This is a genomic window from Chlorogloeopsis sp. ULAP01 (genome assembly GCF_030381805.1).
In the GTDB taxonomy this organism is placed as follows: domain Bacteria; phylum Cyanobacteriota; class Cyanobacteriia; order Cyanobacteriales; family Nostocaceae; genus Chlorogloeopsis.
This window is the reverse complement of the sequence record NZ_JAUDRH010000005.1, coordinates 108,756-132,830: the sequence shown is the minus strand read 5'-3', so window position 1 is coordinate 132,830 and position 24,075 is coordinate 108,756. Positions and strand designations below refer to the sequence as shown.

The 24,075-nt window shown below is 40.7% G+C and carries 18 protein-coding genes and 1 pseudogene; 9 read left to right on the top strand and 10 right to left on the bottom strand.

The window, feature by feature from the left end; genetic code table 11:
• Positions 1-2: 2 nt before the first annotated feature.
• From QUB80_RS11225 to QUB80_RS11205, 5 genes are all read right to left on the bottom strand, one after another.
• Positions 3-1,124 carry a glycosyltransferase gene (locus QUB80_RS11225; protein ID WP_289789590.1) on the bottom strand — a complete coding sequence of 374 codons (1,122 nt, stop codon included), beginning with the start codon at positions 1,122-1,124 and terminating at the stop codon, positions 3-5.
• A 5-nt stretch (positions 1,125-1,129) separates the two neighbouring features.
• Positions 1,130-2,086, bottom strand: coding sequence for a glycosyltransferase family A protein (locus QUB80_RS11220; RefSeq protein ID WP_289789589.1), 957 nt, complete (start codon positions 2,084-2,086; stop codon positions 1,130-1,132).
• Entirely contained in the window at positions 2,083-3,192 is a 1,110-nt protein-coding gene (locus QUB80_RS11215) for a glycosyltransferase family 4 protein (RefSeq protein WP_289789588.1), read from the bottom strand. Before QUB80_RS11215 ends, QUB80_RS11220 begins: the two co-directional genes overlap by 4 nt.
• Positions 3,193-3,245: 53 nt before the next feature.
• Positions 3,246-4,610: a murein biosynthesis integral membrane protein MurJ gene (murJ, locus tag QUB80_RS11210; protein ID WP_289789587.1), complete on the bottom strand. Its 1,365-nt coding sequence runs from the start codon at positions 4,608-4,610 to the stop codon at positions 3,246-3,248.
• Between the two features lie 77 nt (positions 4,611-4,687).
• Complete coding sequence (locus QUB80_RS11205; RefSeq protein ID WP_289789586.1) at positions 4,688-6,703, bottom strand: polysaccharide biosynthesis protein; 2,016 nt, start codon at positions 6,701-6,703, stop codon at positions 4,688-4,690.
• Between the two features lie 1,544 nt (positions 6,704-8,247).
• Here QUB80_RS11205 and QUB80_RS11200 point away from each other — a divergent pair.
• From QUB80_RS11200 to QUB80_RS11190, 3 genes are all read left to right on the top strand, one after another.
• A complete protein-coding gene (locus QUB80_RS11200; RefSeq protein WP_289789585.1) occupies positions 8,248-9,177 on the top strand; it encodes a ParB/RepB/Spo0J family partition protein in 930 nt (309 codons plus the stop codon).
• Positions 9,178-9,311: 134 nt separating this feature from the next.
• Positions 9,312-10,181, top strand: coding sequence for an oxygen-dependent tRNA uridine(34) hydroxylase TrhO (gene trhO, locus QUB80_RS11195; RefSeq protein ID WP_289789584.1), 870 nt, complete (start codon positions 9,312-9,314; stop codon positions 10,179-10,181).
• A 37-nt stretch (positions 10,182-10,218) separates the two neighbouring features.
• The gene (locus tag QUB80_RS11190) at positions 10,219-10,344 is read left to right on the top strand and encodes a DUF3172 domain-containing protein (protein WP_289789583.1); all 126 of its coding nucleotides are present in this window, start codon (positions 10,219-10,221) and stop codon (positions 10,342-10,344) included.
• A 197-nt stretch (positions 10,345-10,541) separates the two neighbouring features.
• On the opposite strand, the gene QUB80_RS11185 is transcribed toward QUB80_RS11190, so the two are convergent.
• On the bottom strand, positions 10,542-11,204 hold the full coding sequence (locus tag QUB80_RS11185; RefSeq protein WP_289789582.1) for a class I SAM-dependent methyltransferase: 663 nt from the start codon (positions 11,202-11,204) through the stop codon (positions 10,542-10,544).
• A gap of 566 nt (positions 11,205-11,770) precedes the next feature.
• Here QUB80_RS11185 and QUB80_RS11180 point away from each other — a divergent pair.
• From QUB80_RS11180 to radC, 6 genes and pseudogenes are all read left to right on the top strand, one after another.
• Positions 11,771-13,723, top strand: coding sequence for a beta-glucosidase family protein (locus QUB80_RS11180; RefSeq protein WP_289789581.1), 1,953 nt, complete (start codon positions 11,771-11,773; stop codon positions 13,721-13,723).
• 179 nt (positions 13,724-13,902) lie between these two features.
• Positions 13,903-14,478, top strand: coding sequence for an alpha/beta hydrolase (locus QUB80_RS11175; RefSeq protein ID WP_289789580.1), 576 nt, complete (start codon positions 13,903-13,905; stop codon positions 14,476-14,478).
• A gap of 11 nt (positions 14,479-14,489) precedes the next feature.
• Positions 14,490-14,771 (top strand): annotated as a pseudogene (locus QUB80_RS11170) (alpha/beta hydrolase); the annotation flags it as partial.
• Positions 14,772-15,021: 250 nt separating this feature from the next.
• Positions 15,022-15,606, top strand: coding sequence for a MarC family protein (locus QUB80_RS11165; protein WP_289789579.1), 585 nt, complete (start codon positions 15,022-15,024; stop codon positions 15,604-15,606).
• A gap of 579 nt (positions 15,607-16,185) precedes the next feature.
• A complete protein-coding gene (locus tag QUB80_RS11160; RefSeq protein WP_289789578.1) occupies positions 16,186-17,118 on the top strand; it encodes a phosphoribulokinase in 933 nt (310 codons plus the stop codon).
• A 150-nt stretch (positions 17,119-17,268) separates the two neighbouring features.
• A complete protein-coding gene (gene radC, locus QUB80_RS11155; protein WP_289789577.1) occupies positions 17,269-18,000 on the top strand; it encodes a RadC family protein in 732 nt (243 codons plus the stop codon).
• 172 nt (positions 18,001-18,172) lie between these two features.
• Here radC and QUB80_RS11150 read toward each other — a convergent pair whose 3' ends face one another.
• From QUB80_RS11150 to QUB80_RS11135, 4 genes are all read right to left on the bottom strand, one after another.
• Positions 18,173-18,568, bottom strand: coding sequence for a VOC family protein (locus tag QUB80_RS11150; RefSeq protein ID WP_289789576.1), 396 nt, complete (start codon positions 18,566-18,568; stop codon positions 18,173-18,175).
• 168 nt (positions 18,569-18,736) lie between these two features.
• Positions 18,737-19,375: an antibiotic biosynthesis monooxygenase gene (locus QUB80_RS11145; RefSeq protein WP_289789575.1), complete on the bottom strand. Its 639-nt coding sequence runs from the start codon at positions 19,373-19,375 to the stop codon at positions 18,737-18,739.
• 66 nt (positions 19,376-19,441) lie between these two features.
• Complete coding sequence (locus tag QUB80_RS11140) at positions 19,442-20,821, bottom strand: cation:proton antiporter (RefSeq protein ID WP_289789574.1); 1,380 nt, start codon at positions 20,819-20,821, stop codon at positions 19,442-19,444.
• Between the two features lie 74 nt (positions 20,822-20,895).
• Entirely contained in the window at positions 20,896-24,069 is a 3,174-nt protein-coding gene (locus QUB80_RS11135; RefSeq protein ID WP_289789573.1) for an efflux RND transporter permease subunit, read from the bottom strand.
• Positions 24,070-24,075: the final 6 nt, after the last annotated feature.

Here is a 24,075-nt window from a genome sequence, read left to right as displayed (position 1 = left end):
CATCATTGCAGAAAAGCAGCTTCTGTTTTTAGTAGTAATTGACGGACTGAAAACCGAGTCACCACTTGCTGTCGAATATCTTCTCGACTCTTGCCATTGAATTGAGCATTATCTATGAATTGCTTAATCGCAGCAGTCAATGCTTCTGGGCTTTTGGGTGGTATAACTAAACCTGCGTCACCAATAATCCAGGCTGAATCAGCCACATCTGTCGCTATACACTTCACGCCACAAGCCATTGCCTCTCCTAGCGTATTAGAAAATCCTTCTCCGTAGGCAGAAGCGGAAATAGCTACATCCAGGGCATTGTGTACCGCAGGCATATCTGAGCGCGCTCCCGCCCAAATTACCTTTTCAGAAATCCCTAAATCAGCAGTTAGCTGATGTAATTCCCGTGCATAGTTTTCCGATCCAGTTCCTACACAAACGAAATGCACATCCTTTCTTTCTGCACACAATAGTGCCGCAGACTTGAGAAAGGTAGGGTGATCTTTCATTGGATCTAGTCTTCCTACCAAACCAATCAAAATCGTGTCTTCTGAAATTCCCCATTCTTGTCGTACTTTTGCTCCAGCTTCTGGATTAGGTTGAAAACGTTCAGTATCAATGCCATTGGGAATTACTATCATCTTGCTAGCTGGAAATCCGCGAGTTAGGTAATCATCTCGCCCTGCATGAGAATTAACTATAATCAGGTCAGCGAAATGTGATAGTAAGTTTTCTAGTTGTTGGTACAATTGCACCCGCCAATCATGGCGATCGCACTCATAATTAGAACCGCGTATTCCCCAAATCATCCGAGTTGAGGGAAACAAGGGCTTTAAACAGATAGTGAATAGATTAGGTTCAGTCAGGTATCCATGCAACACATCAGGTTGAATATGCTTTAGATATTGAACTAAACGCCAAAAGAAGCGAATTAAATCCCAACGTCCTTGTTTTTGTAAAGAGATTAATTTGACATTACTATTTATCAAATCTTTCTCTAAAGGACAGTGAGGGTAAAAGCATAAAATAGTTACATCAAAGTTTTGTTGGTTGAGACTTTTTGCGAGTGTCACTAATTGTCTTTGCGCACCGCCGTAGTTAAGGTCTCGAATGAGAAATACAATTTTTTTTGTCATTATTTTTATTTGGTAATATTTTTATCTTTGAAGTACAAAAGATATCCTATTGGTAACACTATTAGCCATAGTAATTTGCCAAGCATTGGAGCTATATTTGACATTTGGTCAGTGATAGCAATATTTAGATGAAAAGAAAATCGGCTATAGTGAATTGCTGCACGTAAAAAGCTTACAGGAGCAAATTTAAACCAATCTATTTCTTCATTTAGAATAGTTAAAAGTGACAGACGCTCGCCTAAAGCGTTTTTACCTGGGTTGGAAGTGTTGCGCATAATTGAGGGTTGATCTGTCCAATATATTCTGAGAAATTCATTGACAAATCTAGTTTTATATTGTCTGGCAATTTTATTCCAAATCACATTTTGTGAAATATAACCTCCTCTAATTTCCTCACTGTAGGGAAATTGTCGAAGTATATCAGTACGGTTAAATCCCCATTTTTCACCTATTACTTTGAAGCGATAACGGATTTCTAAAACATCTGAATCAATAGGATGATAAGGAAATAAATTACCAACAATATTTCCATATTGGTCGTTACACAAACCTGTTACTCCAGTAAAATTTTCTCTTTTATCTAAAGGAATAGAATCCCAATGATATTTAAGCCGCTCTAGTGCTTCCGGTACACATGAATCGTCAGAGTCAAGCTGAAGAAATAACTCTCCTTGAGCTACCCTTGCACCTCGATTCAGAGCAATATGTAACCCACCATTTTGTTGATAGATATAGCGAATCGGAAATTGATTTTCTTCTTGCCACTGCTCTACTAATTCTTTAGTATTATCAGTTGAACCATCATCTATAATTAACCATTCAAAATCGCAGTATGTTTGTGCTTTAAGACTTTCATAAACTCTAGGCAGAGTATAGGCACGATTATAGGTTGCCGTGAAGACTGTAAAGACATATTGATAGCTTTTATTACTCTCTAAAGTTTGTTGCTCTTGAGTTATCATTTTCTTTTTTCCTTGATGACTTCTTCAATTAATGCTTCCCACATTCCCATAACTTTTTCTAAGCTGAATCGTTCAGTTACTTCTGGCGCACGGCTAGCTAAATGTTTGCGCTCTTGTTCATCAGATATTAAGCGATCCATTGCTGCGGCTAAGGCTAATTCATCTAGATTAGGCACCAAGATACCATCTATTCCATCACGAATGATTTCTTTTGGGCCGCTAGGACAATCTGTAGAAATGACAGGTAATCCACAAGCCATTGCTTCGCATAAAGCATTGGGAAAACCTTCAAAGCGTGAAGACATGACAAAAATATCCGCTTGCTTAAGATAGTCATGGGGATTTTTCACTGTTCCTAAAAGATGAACACGATTTACTAATCCCAAGCGATCGCGCAAAGATTCGAGTTCTGGACGTAACTCTCCTTCTCCCAAAATTGTCAATGTCCATTCAGGATAGCAGTCTTTTAGTTTGGCAAAGGCTCGTAGAAGCAGATCGAATCCTTTTTGCGGAACAAGACGTCCGATCGCAATTAGTGATGGCTTCACCAGTAATTTTGCTGATGAACTGTTACTATTGCTTACTGATAAAGCTGGATTGGGAATAACACAACCATGAGCTTGTATCTGGGGTGAAAAATAGTTCAACGCCCTGGCAGTTACTGCAACAACTCGATCTGCCTTTTGGTAAGTCCATTGCCGTAGAAGTTCCCAAATTTTACCAATCGGGTACATGGCTGGATGAACTTGTTCATCTACTACTAAAGGAATTCGCAATTTCTGGGTTGCCAGTAAAGTTAATACATTAGTTACGTCTAAGAAGCTAATCACAACATCAGGTTTACTCTCAACAATGACAGATCTAAGTATCTGAATTCGCTTAAGATTATTTGAGATTGCTGCCAACAAATTAGAAGAATCTCCAGCTATACCTAAAGGAACATATTGAATGCGCGAATCTAAATTGTAGAAGGGAGATACCGAACTCTCTGGCAAAGTCAATAATGTAATTGCCCATCCCTTTGCAGCCCAGTAATTAGCCATAATTGACATTACCCGCTCTGCACCTCCAGAAGTAAGGGAAGAAATAACTAATGTTAGTCTCATTTTTGGATACCAAACTACAAATTATTAAAAATCACTTTCATATTTATCTAGAATTATTTACTAAGTTCTCTTAACTTTTTTGTTATCAACAAAAAGACAAATAAAAATGTGAATAAATACACACAACTTGTAGATAAGGCAATACCTTTAATGCCTATCCATTGCATAAATAAATAATTTAAAGTGATATTAATTATTAAATCAAATCCAGCCGCCCACATTAGTATATGATTCAGTTGCATAGATGTAATAAATTTCACGACTAAAATATTGCCAATATAAAAGGGTATCTGTAAGGCAAAACAACTTTGAATTTGAGCTACTAAATGAGTATCTTCGGCTGTAAAAGAACCTCTTTGAAAAAGTATCTGAACTATAGGCTCTGAAAAGACAATCAAAATTCCTGTAAGTGGTACAGTCACTACAAATATTAGTTGTAGGTAATGCTTAAGTGTATGTTGCACACCTTGCCAATCTTTACAGGCAATCATTTTTGAAGAATAAGGAATTACGGCAGTACCCAATGCTGTGGTAACTAAGCTAATGGGGAAGGCGATCGCTCTTTGTCCGTAGTTAAGTGCTGCTACACTCCCAGGCGATAACATTGCTGCCATCGATTGATCGACAAAAGCAGCGCTACCAATTAAAAACGATCCTGCCATTGCCGGAAAAAATTGATTAATTACCTGATGTAAGTGAGCATTCAATCCATACCACTTCAGCTCCAATAAAACGCCTTGCTGATAAATTGCCGCTCCCAAAAGAATAATTTCCAATACTGCACCACCAACTAACCCTGCTGCTAAGGCAAAAACACCCCAAGACTTATTCAGTAATAGAAATATTATTGTTATGGCTGGCGTCATAATTGGACACACAGCTGCTAACGCAAAACGCTCACCCGCATTCAAAACTGCACCCCAGATTAGAAGGATTCCATTCAGCATTACCACAGGTGCAATCACCCATAGCAGCTTAAAAGTCAAATCTAATTTTTCAGCACTAAATCCTGCTGCAATTTGTGGTAAATACAAGGGTGCAGTAGCCAACATTAGTATGGTTGTGATTAAAAGCAGTCCTAAACTCCAGAGCATAACTCCAGAAAAAAGTTTTTGAGCTGCATTTATGCCTTCTTGTTCTCGTACTTGAATATATGTAGGAATGAGAGCAGCATGAAAAGAACCAGCTACGACAATAATGATGAAATCAGGAACTAGCATGGCAATTAAAAATGCATCTAAAGTATCTCCAATTCCAAACTTCCAAGCGACAATTAATTCTTTAAACACAGCCACTATTTTGATTAATGCTGTTCCTAAACCAACCGTAATCGCTGCTCCCAAAATTTGGCGGTTGATGGAGCCACCTGATAAATTCCTCCAATGTTTCACAATATTTTGCACTGACAAAACTTTCATTTAGATTTACTCCAAATTCTTTATGAATTTGAGTTTTAGATCACTCATTGTCGTAATCTGCATATTTTGATAGCACACTAAATATTGTTAGTTACTGTGACGATAGCATTATTTTTGATAGTAGATGTTGCTGTACTATTCCCTAAATATTTTGGTTTATATCCTGGGACGATTTGCTCAAGTAGAAACAGAATTAAATTCGTATGATTCTTAGCCGCGGCCTTGCATAAATCTTCGACAGCAATAGTCAAATTATCTGGAACAATTCGACTCGCATTTTTGACAACTAACAACTTTTCATGCTCAGTTGGTTCGTACTCTTCTCCTTCAATAAACAACTCTTCAAATAACTTTTCACCTGGACGCAAACCAGTAAAGACAATTTCAATATCTTTGTTGACTTCATATCCACAAAGACGAATCAATTCCTTTGCCAAATCAACTATTTTCACTGGCTGTCCCATATTTAACATCAGCACTTCTCCACCATGCCCAATTACTGCTGCTTGCAACACTAATTGCACTGCCTCTGGAATCGTCATGAAATAGCGGCGGATTTCCGGATGGGTAACTGTGACGGGGCCTCCTGCTAAAATTTGCCTAGTGAAAGTCGGGACGACACTGCCACGACTACCCAAAACATTACCAAAGCGCACAGCAACATAAGATAAGCCACTTTTTTTTGCTGCTTGCAATACCAACATTTCTGCAACTCTTTTACTTGCTCCCATCACATTGGTGGGATTAACTGCCTTATCTGTAGATATCATCACGAAATGTTGAACTTTGTATTGCAGCGCCAGATCCACTAAATTTTTTGTTCCCAGTACGTTGTTAGTAATTGCTTCTGGTGAATTTAATTCCATCAGAGGAACGTGCTTGTGGGCTGCGGCATGAAAAATCACATCTGGCTGGAATCGCTCAAAGGCGTGTTTAAGGCGATCGCGGTAACGAATATCGCCAATGAAGATATGAAGACGAGGGGCATATCTTGCAGATTTCCCATCTGCTGTTAGGGCTTGAACTAGTTGTTCTAATTCCTGCTGAATATTGAACACAGAATTCTCACCATGCCCCATTAGCATCATTTGGGCAGGATGACATTTGTAAATTTGACGGCAAAGCTCACTACCAATCGAGCCGCCTGCGCCTGTAATTAGTACTCTCTTGCCTGCCAAAAATTCCGCAACTCGTCCAATATCTGTCTGTATTGGTTCACGCCTGAGTAAATCTTCAATCCGCACATCACGAATGCTATCCACTCTTACTCGTCCATTCAGGATTTCATGTATTCCTGGTAAAGTACTGGTTTGAATGCCGGTAGCTTTGCAAATATCAACGATTTCTCGAATCACTTTTCCTGCAACTGTTGGCATTGCAATAATCACCTTGTGAATTTGCAAAGATTTGACAATATCAGGTATTTTGTGGCGATCGCCCACTACAGGAATACCGTGAATGTGTGCATATAGTTTTTGGGGATCGTCGTCAACAAAGGCAACTGGATAAAAACCCTGTTGAGGATTTGTTTGCATTTGTTGCAATAAAGACACTCCAGCTTTCCCAGCCCCGACGATCAGTACTCGTTGTGAGGGGTTAAATACTGCTCGTTTTTGGTGAGTTTTTTCTACTGCTTTGATGCTGAAACGCAAACCACCGATGAAAATAAACGAAAGTAGTCCATCAATTAATGGCAATGAACGTGGAAGTCCACTGAAAACAGAGTTTGGGATGCTATGAATCACATCAAAACAAAACGATTGTATGATAATCGCTGCTGCCATCAACATAGCGATGTATGTGAGTTCTTCAATGCTGGCATAGCGCCAGTAACGGCGATAAAAACCAGAACTCCATAAAATGAATTGTTTGATCAGCAAAAATAGTGTTGTGGCAAATGCTAAGTTTGGCAGATATGCTTCTAGGCTAGGTATTCCATCTAAGCGCAGAATCAAAGCTAATAGGGGTGTAGCGGCAAAAATAATGATGTCGATTATTAACCAATGCCTGTTTCTCACTTTTAGCAATTTATCAAGCAATATATTGCTTGATTTCTGCATTAACCAATGAGAAACAAAAAAGAAAACATTCATTGTTTTAAACCTCAATTCGCTAAAGACTATTACTTAGCTATAAATAGCCAAGTCTAGACAAAGCAAATTGGTAAACCAATTTTATTAATTATTGCAAAACTTGTAGTAAAACTACACAGCAAAAGAAATTTGCAGTTGTCGCAGTCATTATCAAAATTGGTATCCATTCACTTATTGTCCTGTTTAACTCAAATCAAATATCTTTGACAGATTGTCAGTTTTGGTTTGATGACTATCTCAAATGCATCCAAAATTTATTATGCACTTAATCTAAGTTAAATCAACTGACCAAAAGTATAGTAATTGTGTCTGACAATCATTTTAGTTAATATTCACACCACAATAACTATCTTGAATATATACATAAGTAACTCATCCTCAATAATTGGATTTTGATTAAATAACTGAGTCGCAATGCATACAACATATTTAAAATTATCCAGCGGAGCTTAAAGGTTAAGAAACGTTTTTAAACTATGTTGATTTGCTGATATACAAAAAAACTTTTTTAATTACTATATCTAGACTCAATCAAAAACTATCATTTTTAAGCCTAATCACATTGAAAATTAATACTTTTCTTAAAATTGGTCTGAATCAATTGATAAGTCAAATATCAATTTTTGCATTACAAACCCTTTAGAACAATGATTACATCATCTCATTACTGTATTTACAAAAAGATTATCTCAAGGTTTGCTAAACAAGATTTTTAGGACGTAAGTATAGCAAAAGCTTGTTTAGAAAATTCCATAAAATTCAGATTAGCTGATTGTTAACTCTATCAATACTTTTCATTTACAATTTGTTGTATTTTTGGTGTTTAGACGTATATTATGTGGTGATTAACATGATATATGCTAGCAACAAGCATTATTTTATAGATTTTGATATCAATAGAAAAGCTTTGATATGGTCAAAAAAATGAAGCTAAAACAAGCAATAACTTTATTTTTAAGAAAAAATTATAGATAAGTAAAACAAGAAGTATTGATGCCAAATTTAGAAGTTAATGAATGATTCCGATGTTGCATATGAGTATCAAATCAGCAACAATATATCTAGATGTCACAAAATGATCGCCGACCAGCACAAAAATATTTATAGGCTATCTTTGCATTGCAAGTGAGCGTCTTTGCGATATATATTATTCATGTTCCCGAATCTATAAAAGTTTGTCTCCCTATCTTGATGACATCTATAGTTGAAGTCAAGCCAACAAAAGTCAATTTTTTTGTCAAAGGTATTCTACTAACTGTTTTGTATGTCCCCTGGGGGGGTATTCTATAATAAGTAGGCAATCAACTCAACACCATTGACAGTAATACCAGAAGCATAAGAGTGCTGATAAGTGTCTAGAAAGTTAGAAGCATTAAAAATGGTTTGCTCAGTAAGCCTTTACAGAGCTTACTAATAATCAATTATCAAGGTTGATTGAACATAAGAATTTTCATTAGTACAAGCATTGATGGCTTAATGCTTGAGACTAGGAGTGTTTTTTAGGTGCAGCACGCTATAAAACTTTAGTATTTAACAACATCACCATGATCTACCAGCATAAAACACTAGAAATCAAACCATACATAACTAGATGGTCGAACCAAACACTATCAAACACAATACAGGCTACTACAGTAGTGGCGATTGAGAAAATTTTTTTACCACCAGCGCAGATTCGACACTACTTTGAGCCTAACAAGATGCAAGAATTAGTGGAATCAGTCAGGCAGCATGGTATTCTTGAGCCACTCTTAGTTCGCTCCATTCATAACGAGATGTACGAGTTAGTCAGTGGAGAACGACGCTATCGAGCAGCAAAAGAACTTCAGATAACACAAATTCCTGTGATAGTGCGCCAACTCAACGACGAAGAAGCATTGCAGATTAGCTTAATTGAGAATTTACAACGAGAAGACTTGAATCCGGTTGAGGAAACAGAGGGTATTCTACAACTATTGGCAATGAAGCTGAATCTAGAAATTCAAAGTATTCCTAAATTACTTTATAGGATGCAGCATGAAGCTAAACATAAAAATACCCAAAACGTTTTGGGCAGTGAACAAGGGCAAACTGTAATAGAAGTATTTAGAGGATTAGGGTTAATGAGTTGGGAGTCTTTCGTTAGTAGTCGCTTGCCTTTACTGAATTTACCTGAGGAAATTTTATTAGCTCTACGTCAAGGAAAGATAGCTTATACCAAAGCTCAAGTCATTGCTAGAGTCAAAGATAGAGAACAAAGGGAAGCACTGCTAGAAGAAGTGATCGCCAAAACACTTTCGCTTTCTCAAATCAAAGAGCGGATCACCAGTCTTGCTACTACAAGTACTAATGGCGATCGGCAATCATCCCTTAAAAATCGTATGAATGCAATTGTCCGTCTGCTGGATAAATCGCAAATTTGGGATCATCCTACCAAGCGAGAATCACTAGAAAGGCTGATGGAACAGTTAAAAGCACTAGTCTTGGAAGAGTAAGCTAACAAACCTAACTGAGTAGCTCGTAACCTTGGAAGTATTCTGTATCTGCTGTGCGCTCAAAACTGGGAAGATAATATAGATAAATATTGCTCATATCCTGATCTTGTATTTTCATTCCCACAGAGCTAGAAATGACGTTAGTTGTTGCTACATTTTATAAATTTGTTAATCTGCCAGATTTTGTCGAGAAACAACAACCTTTACTATCCTATTGCCAAGTGCAAGGCATTAAGGGAACGATTCTGCTGGCACAAGAAGGTATTAACGGCACGATTGTTGGCTCGCGTCAGAGCGTAGACTCAGTATTATCTTTTCTGCGTTCAGATTCGCGCCTTGCAGATTTGGAACACAAAGAGTCTTGTGCTGACTCACCGCCGTTTGAGCGGATGAAAGTACGTCTAAAAAAAGAAATTGTCACTATTGGGCTGCCCGAAGTCAACCCTAATAAAAGCGTGGGAACTTATGTCAGTCCTAAAGACTGGAATGCCATTATTTGCGATCCAGAAGTGACAGTGATTGACACTCGCAATGATTATGAAGTGAGTATTGGCACTTTTAAAGGGGCGCAAAATCCCAAAACAGAATCATTTCGCCAATTTCCGGATTATATTGGCAAGCAACTTGATCCAAATCAACACAAGAAGGTGGCACTCTTTTGTACTGGTGGAATTCGTTGTGAAAAAGCTTCGGCTTTTATGCTCTCCCAAGGATTTCAAGAAGTTTATCATCTCAAAGGTGGTATTCTCAAATATTTAGAGGAAGTTCCAGCAGAAGAAAGTTTGTGGGAAGGAGAGTGTTTTGTTTTCGATGAACGCGTGGCAGTTCGTCACGGTTTGGAATCTGGCACTCACCAAATGTGTGCTAGTTGTGGGCATCCGCTCTCAGAAGTTGATCGCACTTCTTTAAAGTACGAGGAAGGAATTTCTTGTCCCCACTGTTTTGATAGTTTGACAGAAGAGAAAAGAAAACGCCAGCAGGAAAAACTGCGCCAACAAAATTAACAGTGGCTTAGCGATCGCTGTTGCTCGATAAGTTACGATGCATCTTTCCAAGTTCTTAAAATTTGACAGTGCTACACCCAATGCCGATGTATGTATACAATATGGAGCAAATGCGATCGCTACAGATACTCGCATCTTCATAGTAAAAACAAATCTGCTTTAGTCAAATCGCCCATTATAAACAGTTTGTAGTCAGGATTTCAGTTCCGGCTTGAGGACTTTAGTCCTGACTACGAGCAAACATTTTTCTTCAGTTTGATTAACCGGACATGATATTAAATGACAACTTTTGTAAGTATTTAGTGTATTAATTTTTAAAATGATTTAATACTCTAAGTTTCTATACATAAATGCTAAGTTTTAATTTTTCATAGCTAGAGTCAAGCCATCTGCAATTGGTATCATACTGATCGTAACTCTTTGATCTTGATGTATTTTCTGATTTAAAGCACGAATTTTGTTAGTGCGATTGTCTTGGACATTGCGATCGGCTACTTGACCTGACCATAACACGTTGTCGATCGCAATTAGCCCTTTTGAACGTACAAGTTGCAAAGCGAGTTCATAATAATTCTCATAGTTGCTTTTGTCAGCATCAATAAAGGCAAAATCAAAGCTTTCTCCTTCTCCTGCTGCTAACAACTGCTCTAGTGTTTCCAGGGCTGGAGCAATGTGCAATTCAATTTTATTTGCCACACCTGCTTGCTGCCAGTAGCGACGAGCAATAGCTGTGTACTCTTCACTGACATCACAAGCCACTACTTTGCCATCTGCTGGCAATGCCAATGCCACTACCAGAGAACTATAACCAGTAAAGACACCAATATCCAACGTTTTCTTTGCCCCGATTAACCGCACCAGCAATCCCATCAATTGTCCTTGCTCTGGTGCAATTTGCATTTCAGCCATTGGATGCTGTGCTGTTTCCTGCCGCAGTTGAGCTAGAAGTTCTGGCTCCCGTAGAGATACGGAAAGTAAGTAATCATAAATGTGTTTTTCTAAACCAAGAGTCTTATTTGCCATAAAGTGCGATCGCCAACACCGAGTTCCGTAAAAGATTTTACTTTGGACAGTTCGCCACAGTTATTTCAATCTGATATTTTGATGAATAAGCATACAAAAAGCTTAATCCTAATAGTGACAAGCATATATTTTGCTTTCTTAAATAAAAATTAACAAAATCATTTTTACTTTAATTTAGCCTTAGATATGTTTCAGTACATCAACTTAATAAGTTTTGCCTGAATCTGTGATCTCAATTTCTTGCTTGAAGCTGAAATCAAGGCGGGTGCTATTCAGCGATTGCTAGGTTGATCGAGTGATTGGAATTGCAACACTATCTCTCAGCGAGTTCGCGCCTACTCATCGACTAAAGGAGATCAGTAATGGTACAAGATCCTGTTTCATCAAGTCCCGTTTCACAAGCACTGAATAGCTCTGAAGCCGATCGCTGGGCTGCTGAGATTGAAGCGCAGATGACTGATGATGAACGCTTTTCGCTGATCCTCAGTCTGATGGTGGTGCTGCGGGGTGTCAGAGAAAAGCGAGTACCCGAAGAGATTGGGCGACTTGCGGGCTATGTTCCAGGGGTGCCGCGATTGGGAGTTCCACCCCAGAAAATTACTGACGGACCAATTGGCGTAACTAATCCGCTCGGCAGTCGAGTCGGTGATACGGCAACCGCCCTACCTTGTGGGCTGTGCCTGGGTTCAACCTTTAACCCGACATTGGCACGGGAAGCGGGTGCGGTGATCGGTCGAGAGGCAAGACTACGCGGCTACAATGTAATCTGTGGTGGTGGTATTAATCTGCCTCGTGATCCGCGCCACGGACGCAACTTTGAATACATCTCAGAAGATCCTTGGCTTTCCGGTGTGATGGGCGCTGAGAATGTGATTGGCACACAGTCCGAAGGCGTGATATCGATGCTCAAGCACGTTTCGCTCAACGTCAATGAGATAAACAAGTTTTGGTTAGATGCAATCATCGATCCGATCGCCCATCGAGAATCCGATTTACTCGCGTTCCAAATCGGCATCGAGCGCGGCAATCCGGGTTCGCTGATGGGAGCGTACAACAAAGTTAACGGCGCGTACAATTGTGGCAATGATCCGATTTTGAATGGTGTGATCAAAGATGCGATCGGCTTCAAAGGCTACATCATGTCAGACTGGATGGCAGTTTATCATTGGGATTTCGCCCTTAAAGGTCTCGATCAGCATTCAGGCGCACAGTTAGACCAGAAAGAATGGTTTAATGAGCCACTCAAAGAAGCAATGGCAAACGGTGAATTTCCGAGAGCGCGATTATCTGATATGGTGCGGCGGATTCTACGATCAATTCACATGGTGGGTGTAGATCAATGGGATGGTGAGTCAGGATACACGGTAGATATGGCGAAGCATAATGATGCGGCGCTGGAAGTTGCTCGTCAGGGGATTGTGTTGCTGAAAAACGACGATGCAATCCTACCGCTTTCACCTGATCTCAAAACTATTGCGGTGATTGGCTGGCAGGTGAACAAAGGAGTCGTTGCAGGGGGCGGATCGAGCCAAACTCTACCAACCGGTGGCTATGCAGCTGAAATTCCCATTGGTGGAGACTCCCTACTTGCTCCCGTCCGAACCGAAGCTTATCACCCTTGTGCGCCACTGGCGGAAATCAAGAAGCAACTTCCCCATACAAAGGTGATGTTCGATCCTGGCATTTATCCTGCTGATGCGGCTGAACAAGCGCGTCGTGCAGATATTGCGATCGTCTTTGGGGTCAAATTTGAAAGTGAAGGCTTCGACGATCCGGATCTCACCCTCCCTTACGGACAGGATGCCATGATCGAAGCTGTCGCTACTGCAAATCCGAATACAATCGTGGTTCTCGAAACAGGCAATCCGATCGCGATGCCGTGGCGAGATAAAGTCAAAGCGATCATCGAGCTATGGTTTCCGGGACAAGCGGGCGGAACTGCGATCGCAGAAGTCCTCACTGGACGAATCAATCCTTCAGGTCGCTTGCCGATTACGTTCCCTGCCGATGTTCAACAACTGCCACGTCCAGAACTTCCAAATTTTGGTGAACCCTTTGGTAAACCTTCGACCGTTCACTTTAATGAAGGGGCTGAGATTGGCTATCGTTGGTTTGCCAAAACGAATGCAAAGCCGCTTTATGGGTTTGGTTATGGATTGAGCTATACGCGCTTTGCCTACAGTAACTTCACCATTGAGGGCGGTGAAACAATTAAGGCAAGCCTTACGGTCAAGAATGTGGGCGATCGTGCAGGGGCAGATGTGCCACAACTCTATTTAACTGAAGCAGCAGGTGACAAACGGATGCGGCTGCTGGGTTTCGAGCGAGTGCAACTAGAACCAGGTGAATCAAAGCGGGTGGAGATGATGGCTGATCCGCGACTGCTGGCAAGGTTTGATGGCGATCGAGGGCAGTGGCGCATCGATGAAGGAACTTACACAATCAGTCTGTCGCGTGCTGCTGATGATCTAGTAGAAACGGCAGAAACAACGCTAATCGGGCAACATTTCGGGCGATGATCATAGGGTTGATGCGTCTGAATCCGAAAAATGCAGAGATTTAACTGATCTAGTAAGGAGTAGACTCGATGGAAACGCTGCCTCACCTCGCCATCCCTGCAAAGGAAGTCCCTGTTCCAAGCACGGTTTCGCCCGAACTACAAAAGCATATTGCCACGCCAATCCCGCCGCTTGTCTCCATGCCGACGACCGCAGAAGGCTGGAAGGCGCTACAGAAAGAGGCGAATCAGGTGTATGAAAATCTTGCGATCGCGGGTGCCAAGCAAATGGGTATCACAATCGAGTCTGTCGAGATTGAGGGCGTATCGTGCTATCGAGTCTCGCCTAAATTGATCGCCCCTGGCAAAGAGAACCATCTGATTGTTCATGTGCATGGCGGTGCCTTTTTGTTCAATGGCGGTATCGCAGCAGTCGGAGAAGCGATGTTACAGGCTCAGACTTGCCAAACGCACGCTTTGTCGATAGATTACCGAATGCCACCCGACTTCCCCTTTCCAGCAGCACCAGATGATGTGCTAACAGTCTGGAAAGCAGTTGTGAACGACTATGATCCTAAATCTGTCGTCATGGGTGGCACCTCCGCAGGAGCCGGATTGATCATGACGACAATGCTGCGCTGCAAACAAGAGGGACTAGCGATGCCAGTGGCTTTGTTCCTCGGTACGCCTTATGCTGACTTGACGAAAACCGGAGACAGTTTGTATCTAAATGCGGAAGTGGATCGTATGCTAGGTCGGATGAAGGAAGATTATTAGAGTCCACGAAGCTATATGCAGGTAGCCATGCTTTATACGATGAGCAATTGTCTCCAATTTACGGCGATTTTTCTGGATGCCCACCTGCTATCCTCATTTCTGGCACGAGGGATCTACTGTTGAGTACAACGACCCGTACCCATTGTAAGCTCAGAGCCGCAGGCATCCCTGCGGAGTTGCACCTGTATGAGGGAATGTCGCATGGCGATTATCTAACCGCTTTTCTGACTCCAGAAGCGCAGAACGTCATGATGGAGATCGCCTTGTTTTTTGATCGTTATTGGAAGTTGTAGGGTGGCCTTTGCCGTCTCTTTGAGTGAAGCGCGATCGCTCTATATTAAAGAATGCTGCACAAGCACAACATAGATGCTAGAGAAATAAAACATTGTTTTTATAGGGCATCGCCTCATACCTTGCTTTCAAAATTGAGTTCAAAACAAAAAACAACACAAATATTTTGATCAAAAGAAGAATATCAAGGGATTTCTGACATTTCAGCGTGATAGTATTTCTTTTCGCCAATTTTGTTATTAACCTAGTCCTATGGAAGCAGAACCATTCATTTTTACGATTTTTTTCTTAACGATCGGGCCTATTAAAACCATTCCCGCTTTTGCAAAAATCATGCACTCAATGTCGCTCGCATTCAAGCGGGAGGTTGCAGTCAAGGGAGTTTTGATCGCCAGTGCGATCTGTTTGTTCATCGTGCTATTAGGACGGAGTTTGTTAGCTCGTTATAAGATTTCTTTAGAAGCTGTAGAAATTGCGACTGGCATTGTTCTGTTACTTTCCGCTTTGAAAGCAATCTTCCCGGTTGTTCACCCTGTAGAGCCACCGGTGCCTGCTAACCCCACTGCAATTCAACTTGCAATTTCTCCAGTTGCATCTCCAATTATCGTGCCACCTGTTGGCATTGCAGTCATCCTGATTTTCATTATGATTGCACCGCGTTATCCTGGAATGGATTTCGCAATCGTCAAGGTACTATCACTGATGATGCTCCTGAATTTTCTGGTTATGTTCTTCATCGACAAAATCATGAAGGTTACAGGTTTAATGCTGATTTTTAATGTGTTTGCAGCAACGCTGGTTTTTTCCAGGTTGCGTTGGCAGTCGAAACCATTTTAGGGGCGTTTAAAGGCTTGGGTGTCCTGAGATAATTGGCTTTACAGACAACTCCAATTCAAAATTCTACTTACATTCTAATAGCATAATGCCAGCCACTAGACACTATTTTTGACAGCATAAAGTGTGAAGCTATTAAGGGAATTTTGGCAATTCAACTTGCCTGGACGAGGGTTTTGGTATGACGCTTATTTTCATACATGAAATCAGCAACGCTATAAATTCCTTCCCCCATAGTTGAATCACACTTGCAAAGACTATGGTAATAGTAATAGCTACAACACGCCAGCCATCAAAGACAAATGCTTTACAAGGCAAAAAATATACAACAAAAACTGTGTTCTTGTCATCTTGATGTTATTTATAGTTATAGTTAATTAATTTACAAAAATCGACACAAATTGTAGTTAAAGGCAATAACCCTTGATTATTAGATGATTATTTTAAGATTTAGTGATTATTTTGCATAGCAACACTCTTTCTACTCCTTGAGTTATATTTCACAAATTTATAGAATTGGTAAACTAACATACAATCCAAAATTGCACTTTACTGTAGTCGCTATCTGCACGGGAGAAAGCCATGAGCCGTCCAATTATTCTTGGTATTGTTGGTGACAGTGCTGCTGGAAAAACCACACTCACAAAAGGGATTGCTCAGGTGCTTGGCCCAGAAAATGTGACAGTCATTTGTACGGATGATTACCATCGCTATGATCGCAAACAACGTGCGGAAATTGGCATCACAGCTCTTCACCCCGACTGCAACCATTTAGATATTATGCAGCAGCACCTGTCACTGCTGAGAATAGGACAGCCTATTCTTAAGCCTGTTTACAGTCACACAACAGGGACATTTGAGCCACCAGTTTACATTAAACCGGGTAAATTCGTGATCGTTGAGGGATTGCTTGGCTATTCAACTCGTACAGCTCGTGATTCTTATGACGTGAAAGTTTATCTGGCACCCCCTGAAGAATTACGTGCTACTTGGAAAGTTAAGCGAGATACACAAAAGCGGGGATATACAGAAGAACAGGTGTTGGCAGAACTAGAAAAGCGAGAACCAGACTCAGAACAGTTTATTCGTCCACAGCGACAGTGGTCAGATATAGTAATAAGTTTTTATCCACCTAACGATGATTTAAATCAAGTTAACGGACACCTAAATGTGCGTTTAGTCTTGCGTCCAACCATTCCCCATCCAAATTTTACCCAGATTCTTGGTCTCGATCATAATTCTATGTCGGCAATTCGCCTGGGATTAGATCGAGATATGGGTAAACCCGTTGATGTTTTAGAAGTTGACGGTCATGCCACCTTAGAACAAGTTAATAAGTTAGAACATCTAATTTGTTCGGATATGCCTCACTTGAGAAGTATATGCGATCGCGATAGTAATCCAGAGTTAGGTAAAGTAGCCGGTACAACTGGGGAAACAATTCAAAGTTATCCCCTCGCCCTTACCCAACTTTTGATTACTTACCATATGCTCAAAGCAACACAAATACATTAGTAGTTAATAGCTAATGGCTAATGCTGAAAATAATAGCTATTAGCTTAGAGAGAAAATTTTAAATATTTCGTCAAATAGGTTATATTTTGAGAGTTTTCAGGGGATAACTAGAGTATAGATACTCTGCAAGCGTACTTCCCTGGATTTAGTATGACTTATTGTCTCAGAATTGCTGATATGCCTGAGACCGAGCGTCCGCGAGAGCGGTTGTTGGCTCATGGTTCTAAAGTTTTATCCACTGCTGAATTAATTGCAATTCTGCTTGGTACTGGGCAAGGAGCGGGAAAACTCTCTGCTGTAGGTTTGGGACAATACATATTACACGAATTGAGTAAATGCGATCGAGATCCCTTGGCAGTGCTGCGAGATATTAGTGCTGCTGAATTAATGCAAATTCCTGGCATCGGCCCAGCAAAAGCAACTACCATATTGGCAGCAATTGAATTAGGTAAACGTGCTTTTCAGTCTCGTCCTTCGGATCGGACAGTTATTGATAGTCCAGCAGTAGCTGCTGCTGCTCTCAGCCAAGATTTGATGTGGCAAACAAAAGAGCGTTTGGCAGTTTTGCTGTTGGATGTGAAAAATCGCTTGCTAGGAACCCAAGTAATTACTATTGGCACTGCCACCGAAACTTTAGCACCTCCCCGCGAAATTTTTCGAGAAGTGATTCGCCAAGGGGCAACACGAGTTATAGTTGCGCATAATCATCCTTCAGGTAATATTGAACCGAGTAGCGAAGATATCGAACTTACCCGGCAGTTGCTAGCAGGGGCGCAATTTTTGGGTATTCCACTGCTAGATCATTTAATTTTAGGTAATGGCAATCATCAAAGTTTGCGGGAAATTACAACTTTGTGGGAGGAGTATCCCCAGGGAGATTGATAAAATTGGAAGCCCTCTGTAAATGCTAATAATTCATCACAAGAGTGGAGAGCCACGCAGTAAAGTAATCTATTTCTGGTAGTGTAACCCTATCTAGGGGAGGATATTACCCAGTAACAAACCGCCAATATTTTGCTTAATGTTCTCCGCTCGCTGGTTTAAGCATATTCCCTCATACTAAAAGCTGGTATATACCGATGAGAGTTCCGTCTGGATCTCGAAGATAAGCCGTTTTAATTCCAAAGTAGGGATTATTCATGGGTGGTGCGATAAATTTCACACCTTTATGTCTTAATTGTTGATATTCTTCTTCCACATCATGGACTGTAAAAATCAATGCTACAGTGTCTTGACATTCAGCATGAGGTGGCTTGTCGGCATTATGAATTAGTTGTGCCATTTCTTGTCGCCGAAATATACTTAGCCTCATATCTCCGGCTTTAAACTCGGCATATCCGTCTTCTTCATCTTCTACAGCAACGTCAAATTCCATCACATCTTTGTAGAACAAAAAGCTAGCTTTCCAGTCTTTTACCAATAATCTTGTGTATGCTAAACCTGTTTTCATTGCTAGTGTCCCTCTGCTGCAATCTTTGATTGACTTATGCGATCGCCTCTTGTGGTAAGTTTCTGTGCAGATTTATTTGTAATAATCTTCGTTATTAAAAACAGAGTAAATCAACTTTAAGGAGTATTTTTGCAAAAAATTGCACATTGTAACTGCTTAGATCGCTAATTATTCAGCAGGTTCGGTGTAAACAACTTCGTAAAGATGAAATTCATTTTCAGCCAACCCTTGCCAATACTCATTCAAGGGTTTGTATTTTGGATCTTTTAGTAATTCTTCAAAATCTGCAAAACTGCGCCATTGTCCATAATTTACATTGTGAACACCATCTAGGGAACGATGAAAATTAGCAGAAAGAAGTCCAGAATTTTGCAAACCCACTCCTACGTATTCTCTTTCTAGTTCCACTAGGCGCATTTGGTTTTCTGGCTTGACTCGGAATTCAGCAAGGTGAATCAACCCGCCTTTACTAATTTTTAGATTGGCATTATCCGGTTTAGAAACCACAACTTCGTAAACGTGTGATTCTGGTTTAGAAAAGTTACCTAATTTTGCAGCCTTTGCTTGCACCTCAGAATTATTGATAAAGGCTTTGTAGTCTTCTATCGTTTGCCATTGAGCATAATTCATTACCCGCACCTCATCTATACTTTTATGAATGCTAGATGAGATAAAACCGGGCTGATATTTCACTGTTGTTTCTAGAAATTCAATAATTGTGTTTATCAATTCCTGCTGACGTTTTGGCTCTACGGCAAAGATAATTATTACCGTAACTACATCGTTGTTTTTAGAAATAGTTGGCATTTTTTACCTCGTAGATGTTCTGGTTCAAAAAGATTGATTAAAAAACTTCTGCTTTGTGAATTATCCTTATTTAGATTCGACAGCCACCTGTTCTGGCTTTTGAAATACAAACGATAGTAAGGGTGGTGCTAAAAAAGTTGTCAAAATTACCATCACAATAATTGCAGCATCTAACGAACCAGATAAAACTCCAGTTGTTGAGCCGATACCTGCAAATACCAGTCCTACTTCTCCCCGTGGAATCATGCCAACACCAATTGCTAATCGATTAGTTTCTTCTCGGTCGAATACTGCAAAACCGCTGATTACTTTGCCTACAATTGCTACCACAATTAAGAATGCAGCGATAATCAGACCTTCGCGATTTTCGGGTACAAATGGATTTAAGACGCCAATATTAGTTTTGGCACTTACAACCACAAAGAAAATAGGTACTAGTATATCTGCAATGGGAATAACTTGGTTTTTTAACGCTCGACATTTTTGAGTTTCTGCTAATACTAAACCAGCAGTAAATGCTCCTAAAATTGCTTCTAATTTAATAGCTGTAGCAATGTAGGACAAAACAAAAGCAAAAATTAAAGCCGGAATTAACAACTGACCGCGAGTTCTCAACTCATCGACAATTTTGACAAAGTAAGGATTGAAAAGACGACCAAGTAAAACTGCTCCGACTAAGAATACTACTGCACTGATAATCAAATATAGTACATTCGTCAGTTCTACTTCTCCAGTTTTTGCCAGACTTGCAACAACAGCAAGAATAATAATGCCAAGAACATCATCTAAAACAGCAGCGCCAATAATAATTCGTCCTTCTTTACGATTGAGATATTGTAGTTCTGCTAAAACTTTAGCTGTAATTCCAATACTGGTTGCGGTAAGAGTGGCACCAGCAAAAATTGCTGGAACAGTGGGTACACCAAACAAGTAAACTAATCCTAAAGTTCCACCAAAAAAGGGCGCGGCTACTCCTACGAATGCAACGATCGCTGAGTAAGACCCTACTTTCAGTAGTTCTTTTAAATCTGATTCCAAACCAATTTCAAATAGTAGAATTACTACACCTATTTCTGCCAATACTGAAATGACTTCGCTATTGATTTGAAATGTAGCTGCTGCTCCATCCAAACTTAAACCTGTAGTGGCTATTAAAAAATTAATGATGAGGGAACTACTACTATCACCTCCCCCCTCAGGAAATACTAATAAGTGAAATGCAGATATTCCCACCACAAGCCCACCGAGTAATTGTCCTAAAACTGGCGGCATATTTAAGCGAGCGCAAATCTCAGCACCAATAATACTGGCAAGATAAATTACGATCAAACTAATCAGCACTCCTGCCATGATGGCTGCACTGTCTGATTCTGTGGCAGTTGCCAACAGAGGAATAATTTGGCTAGAGGTAAAAGAAGTCACCCAGGTTAAAGAATTTGTTAACATCTTGTGTTGCTTTTTTCAACTCTTTTGGATGTAAAAAAACCCGATTTCATTGAAAAATCGGGTTGGTAGTAAATTTAGCGATATATTTCAGTAGAAACTCGTCCATCATCTTCTAGATGTTGTGGTGGTTGAGGTGGACGACGACGCGAAAATAAGCGATCGCGTATTGTTCCAATCACGATGTATAAAATTGGCACCACAAATAAACTTAAGAAGGTGGCAACAAGCATTCCGCCAAACACTGCTGTACCAAGAGATTGGCGACTACCAGCCCCTGCTCCAGTGGCAATCACCAAGGGGAAAATTCCCAATAAGGTAGAAATGGCAGTCATGAGAATTGGACGCAAGCGCTCTTGAGCTGCTTGTACGGCAGCTTTGGTAATCGAAAGCCCTTGCTCGTGTAGTTGGTTGGCAAATTCTACAATCAAAATAGCATTCTTACTTGCTAAACCAATCAACATTACCAATCCAACTTGGCAAAAGATATCGTTATCAAGTCCCCGCAATGACTGTGCCAACAGCGCCCCAAAGATAGCTAGGGGAACCGAGAGCATAATAATTAACGGATCAATATAATTTTCGTACTGGGCAGCTAATACTAAGAAAACGAAAACAAGTCCCAAACCAAAAATTAAGGGTGCAAGTCCGCCTGATTCTATTTCTTCTGCTGCTATCCCTGTCCATTCATAACCAAAAGTTGTTGGTAATACCTTTTGCGATACTTGTTCCATCGCTTGAATTGCTTGTCCTGAGCTGTAGCCAGGATCTGGTGAGCCGTTAATTTCAATTGAGCGGAACAAGTTGTAGTGATTAATTGTTTGTGCTCCAGTAGTAGGAGTGAGTTTAACAAGATTGCCCAGAGGAATCATTTGATCGTCAGCAGAGCGAACATACAGTTTATTAATATCCTGTGGATTGGAGCGAAACTGAGCATCTGCTTGAACATATACCCGGTAAGTCCGTCGTTCATAATTAAAGTCATTTACATATCGCGAACCTAAGTAACTCTGGAGAGTATTAAATATTTCATCTACGTCAACATTGAGAGCCTTAGCGCGATTGCGATCAACTTCAATCAACATTTGGGGAGTATTGGCAGCGAACGTGCTAAATACAGCTTGTAATCCTGGTGTTTGATTACCTTGCTGAAGTAACTGCCCCATTACTTGCAGCATGGTTTCCAAGTCGCTGTTACCAGCTCTATCTTGTAGCTGATATTGAAAACCACTAAAACTACCTAAACCTCGAATTGTGGGTGGATTGACTGGCAAAACTCTTGCTTCAGTAATTCCTGATAATTTACCTTGCAAATTGCCGATGATTGCCTGCACTGGCTGATTGCGGCGTTGATCCCAAGGCTTGAGGGTTGTAAAAATTACACCGTTGTTAGCTGTGCTGCCACTAAAACTAAATCCACCAACAGCAAATGTGCCTGTGACTTCCGGCAATTTGAGAATTTCTGCTTCAGCTTGCTGCATCACTTTGCTAGTGTAGTTCAGCGAAACTCCCTCTGGCCCTTGAATAATCGTAATGAAGTAACCTTGGTCTTCATCGGGAAGAAATGATGTAGGTACTTGGGTATAAAGCCAACCTGTCAATACCAAGGATAAAACAAACAGTGCGATGACAATTGCTTTCACTCTTACCAAGCGGTTGAGGAACCACTCATATCTGTGACGCATTGAGTCTTGGAACGAGTTAAACTTACCAAATACCCAACCTAAAATGCCGCGTTGTGGGGGTTTGCGCCGTAGCAGTAAGGCAGACAAAGAAGGTGTGAGGGTAATGGCAAGAAAAGTAGAAATAACGATAGAAAAAGCAATTGTTAAAGCAAATTGTTTGTATATTTGTCCGGTAGCTCCTGGAAAGAATGCGACAGGGACAAATACAGCCATTAGTACCAATGAAGTGGCAATTACTGCCCCAAATAATTCCTGCATTGCTACTGATGCAGCTCGTCGAGGTGACATTCCCTCTTGCTGAATCAAGCGCGAGATATTTTCTACTACGACAATGGCATCATCAACTACCATCCCTGTTGCCAAGGTAAGACCAAATAATGTCAAGGTGTTGATGGAAAAATTAAAGGCTTTGACAAAGGCAAATGTACCAATTAGTGCTAGGGGAATAGTAACAACGGGAATTAAAGTTGTGCGCCAATCCTGTAAGAAAAGAAAAATTACTAGGATCACCAGAGCGATCGCCAGTAATAAAGTCGAGACTACTTCCGAGAGCGATGCTTCTACAAAACTAGTGGTATCAAAAGCAACTTGATATTCCATTCCCGGTGGAAACTTTTGAGCAAGTTGTGCCATTTCGGCTTTGACTGCTCTAGCTACGTCTAGTACGTTACTTCCTGGGATAGTAAATATACCAAGACCTACACCCTCATTGCCTCTAAATCGCAGGAAAGAACTATAATTTTCGGCTCCTAGTTCGGCTCGTCCTACATCCTTAAGCTTAACCAGTGTCCCGTTGTCACCGGTTTTGAGCACTATGTCCTCAAATTCCGCAACATCCGTAAGTCTACTGATAGCACGTAAATCTATTTGATACATTTGATCAGATGGGGCTGGCTGCTGACCAATTTGCCCGGCACCCACTTGGATATTTTGTTCGTTGAGAGCATCTATGACATCTTGAGCGGTGAGGTTGCGGCTAGCAAGTCGATTAGGATCAAGCCACAGACGCATTGCATAGCGACGTTCGCCAAAAATCCGCGCCTCACTTACACCTTCAATTCTTTTGAGTGCATCTGCTATATAAAGGTCAGCATAATTACTTAAAAAGACGGTGTCGTACTCTCCTTGATCGCTATACAGCCCGATCGCTAATAAGATGTTAGTGGACTGCTTTCTGACAGTAACTCCAGTTTGTCTGACTGGATCTGGCAGTTGTGGTTCAGCCAACGAAACACGATTTTGCACATCAACGGCGGCAATATCTGGATCTCGCGCAGCATCAAAAGTGACTGTAATCGTACTAGTACCGTTGTTACTACTGCTAGAAGTTATGTACTTCATGCCTTCAACACCGTTAATCTGTCGTTCTAAGACAGTGGTAACAGTGTTTTCTACAATTTCAGAACTTGCGCCAACATAGTTAGCAGTAACCTCTACTTGGGTTGGACTAATTTCTGGATACTGTTCTGTAGGTAGGGTAGGTATACTAATTAAACCTACCAACAAAATGATGATGGCGCAGACACTGGTGAAAACAGGTCGCTTAATAAAGAAGTCAACAAACATGGGGGA

What these genes read in the sequence shown, in the direction of transcription:
- QUB80_RS11205 (WP_289789586.1), bottom strand. Translation starts at nt 6,703, where the DNA reads ATGAATGTTTTCTTTTTTGTTTCTCATTGGTTAATGCAGAAATCAAGC.
- QUB80_RS11135 (WP_289789573.1), bottom strand. Translation starts at nt 24,069, where the DNA reads ATGTTTGTTGACTTCTTTATTAAGCGACCTGTTTTCACCAGTGTCTGC.
- QUB80_RS11185 (WP_289789582.1), bottom strand. Translation starts at nt 11,204, where the DNA reads ATGGCAAATAAGACTCTTGGTTTAGAAAAACACATTTATGATTACTTA.
- QUB80_RS11200 (WP_289789585.1), top strand. Translation starts at nt 8,248, where the DNA reads ATGATCTACCAGCATAAAACACTAGAAATCAAACCATACATAACTAGA.
- QUB80_RS11190 (WP_289789583.1), top strand. Translation starts at nt 10,219, where the DNA reads ATGCATCTTTCCAAGTTCTTAAAATTTGACAGTGCTACACCCAATGCC.
- murJ (WP_289789587.1), bottom strand. Translation starts at nt 4,610, where the DNA reads ATGAAAGTTTTGTCAGTGCAAAATATTGTGAAACATTGGAGGAATTTA.
- QUB80_RS11140 (WP_289789574.1), bottom strand. Translation starts at nt 20,821, where the DNA reads ATGTTAACAAATTCTTTAACCTGGGTGACTTCTTTTACCTCTAGCCAA.
- QUB80_RS11165 (WP_289789579.1), top strand. Translation starts at nt 15,022, where the DNA reads ATGGAAGCAGAACCATTCATTTTTACGATTTTTTTCTTAACGATCGGG.
- QUB80_RS11220 (WP_289789589.1), bottom strand. Translation starts at nt 2,086, where the DNA reads ATGATAACTCAAGAGCAACAAACTTTAGAGAGTAATAAAAGCTATCAA.
- QUB80_RS11225 (WP_289789590.1), bottom strand. Translation starts at nt 1,124, where the DNA reads ATGACAAAAAAAATTGTATTTCTCATTCGAGACCTTAACTACGGCGGT.
- QUB80_RS11160 (WP_289789578.1), top strand. Translation starts at nt 16,186, where the DNA reads ATGAGCCGTCCAATTATTCTTGGTATTGTTGGTGACAGTGCTGCTGGA.
- QUB80_RS11215 (WP_289789588.1), bottom strand. Translation starts at nt 3,192, where the DNA reads ATGAGACTAACATTAGTTATTTCTTCCCTTACTTCTGGAGGTGCAGAG.
- QUB80_RS11145 (WP_289789575.1), bottom strand. Translation starts at nt 19,375, where the DNA reads ATGCCAACTATTTCTAAAAACAACGATGTAGTTACGGTAATAATTATC.
- trhO (WP_289789584.1), top strand. Translation starts at nt 9,312, where the DNA reads ATGACGTTAGTTGTTGCTACATTTTATAAATTTGTTAATCTGCCAGAT.
- QUB80_RS11150 (WP_289789576.1), bottom strand. Translation starts at nt 18,568, where the DNA reads ATGAAAACAGGTTTAGCATACACAAGATTATTGGTAAAAGACTGGAAA.
- radC (WP_289789577.1), top strand. Translation starts at nt 17,269, where the DNA reads ATGACTTATTGTCTCAGAATTGCTGATATGCCTGAGACCGAGCGTCCG.
- QUB80_RS11175 (WP_289789580.1), top strand. Translation starts at nt 13,903, where the DNA reads ATGCCGACGACCGCAGAAGGCTGGAAGGCGCTACAGAAAGAGGCGAAT.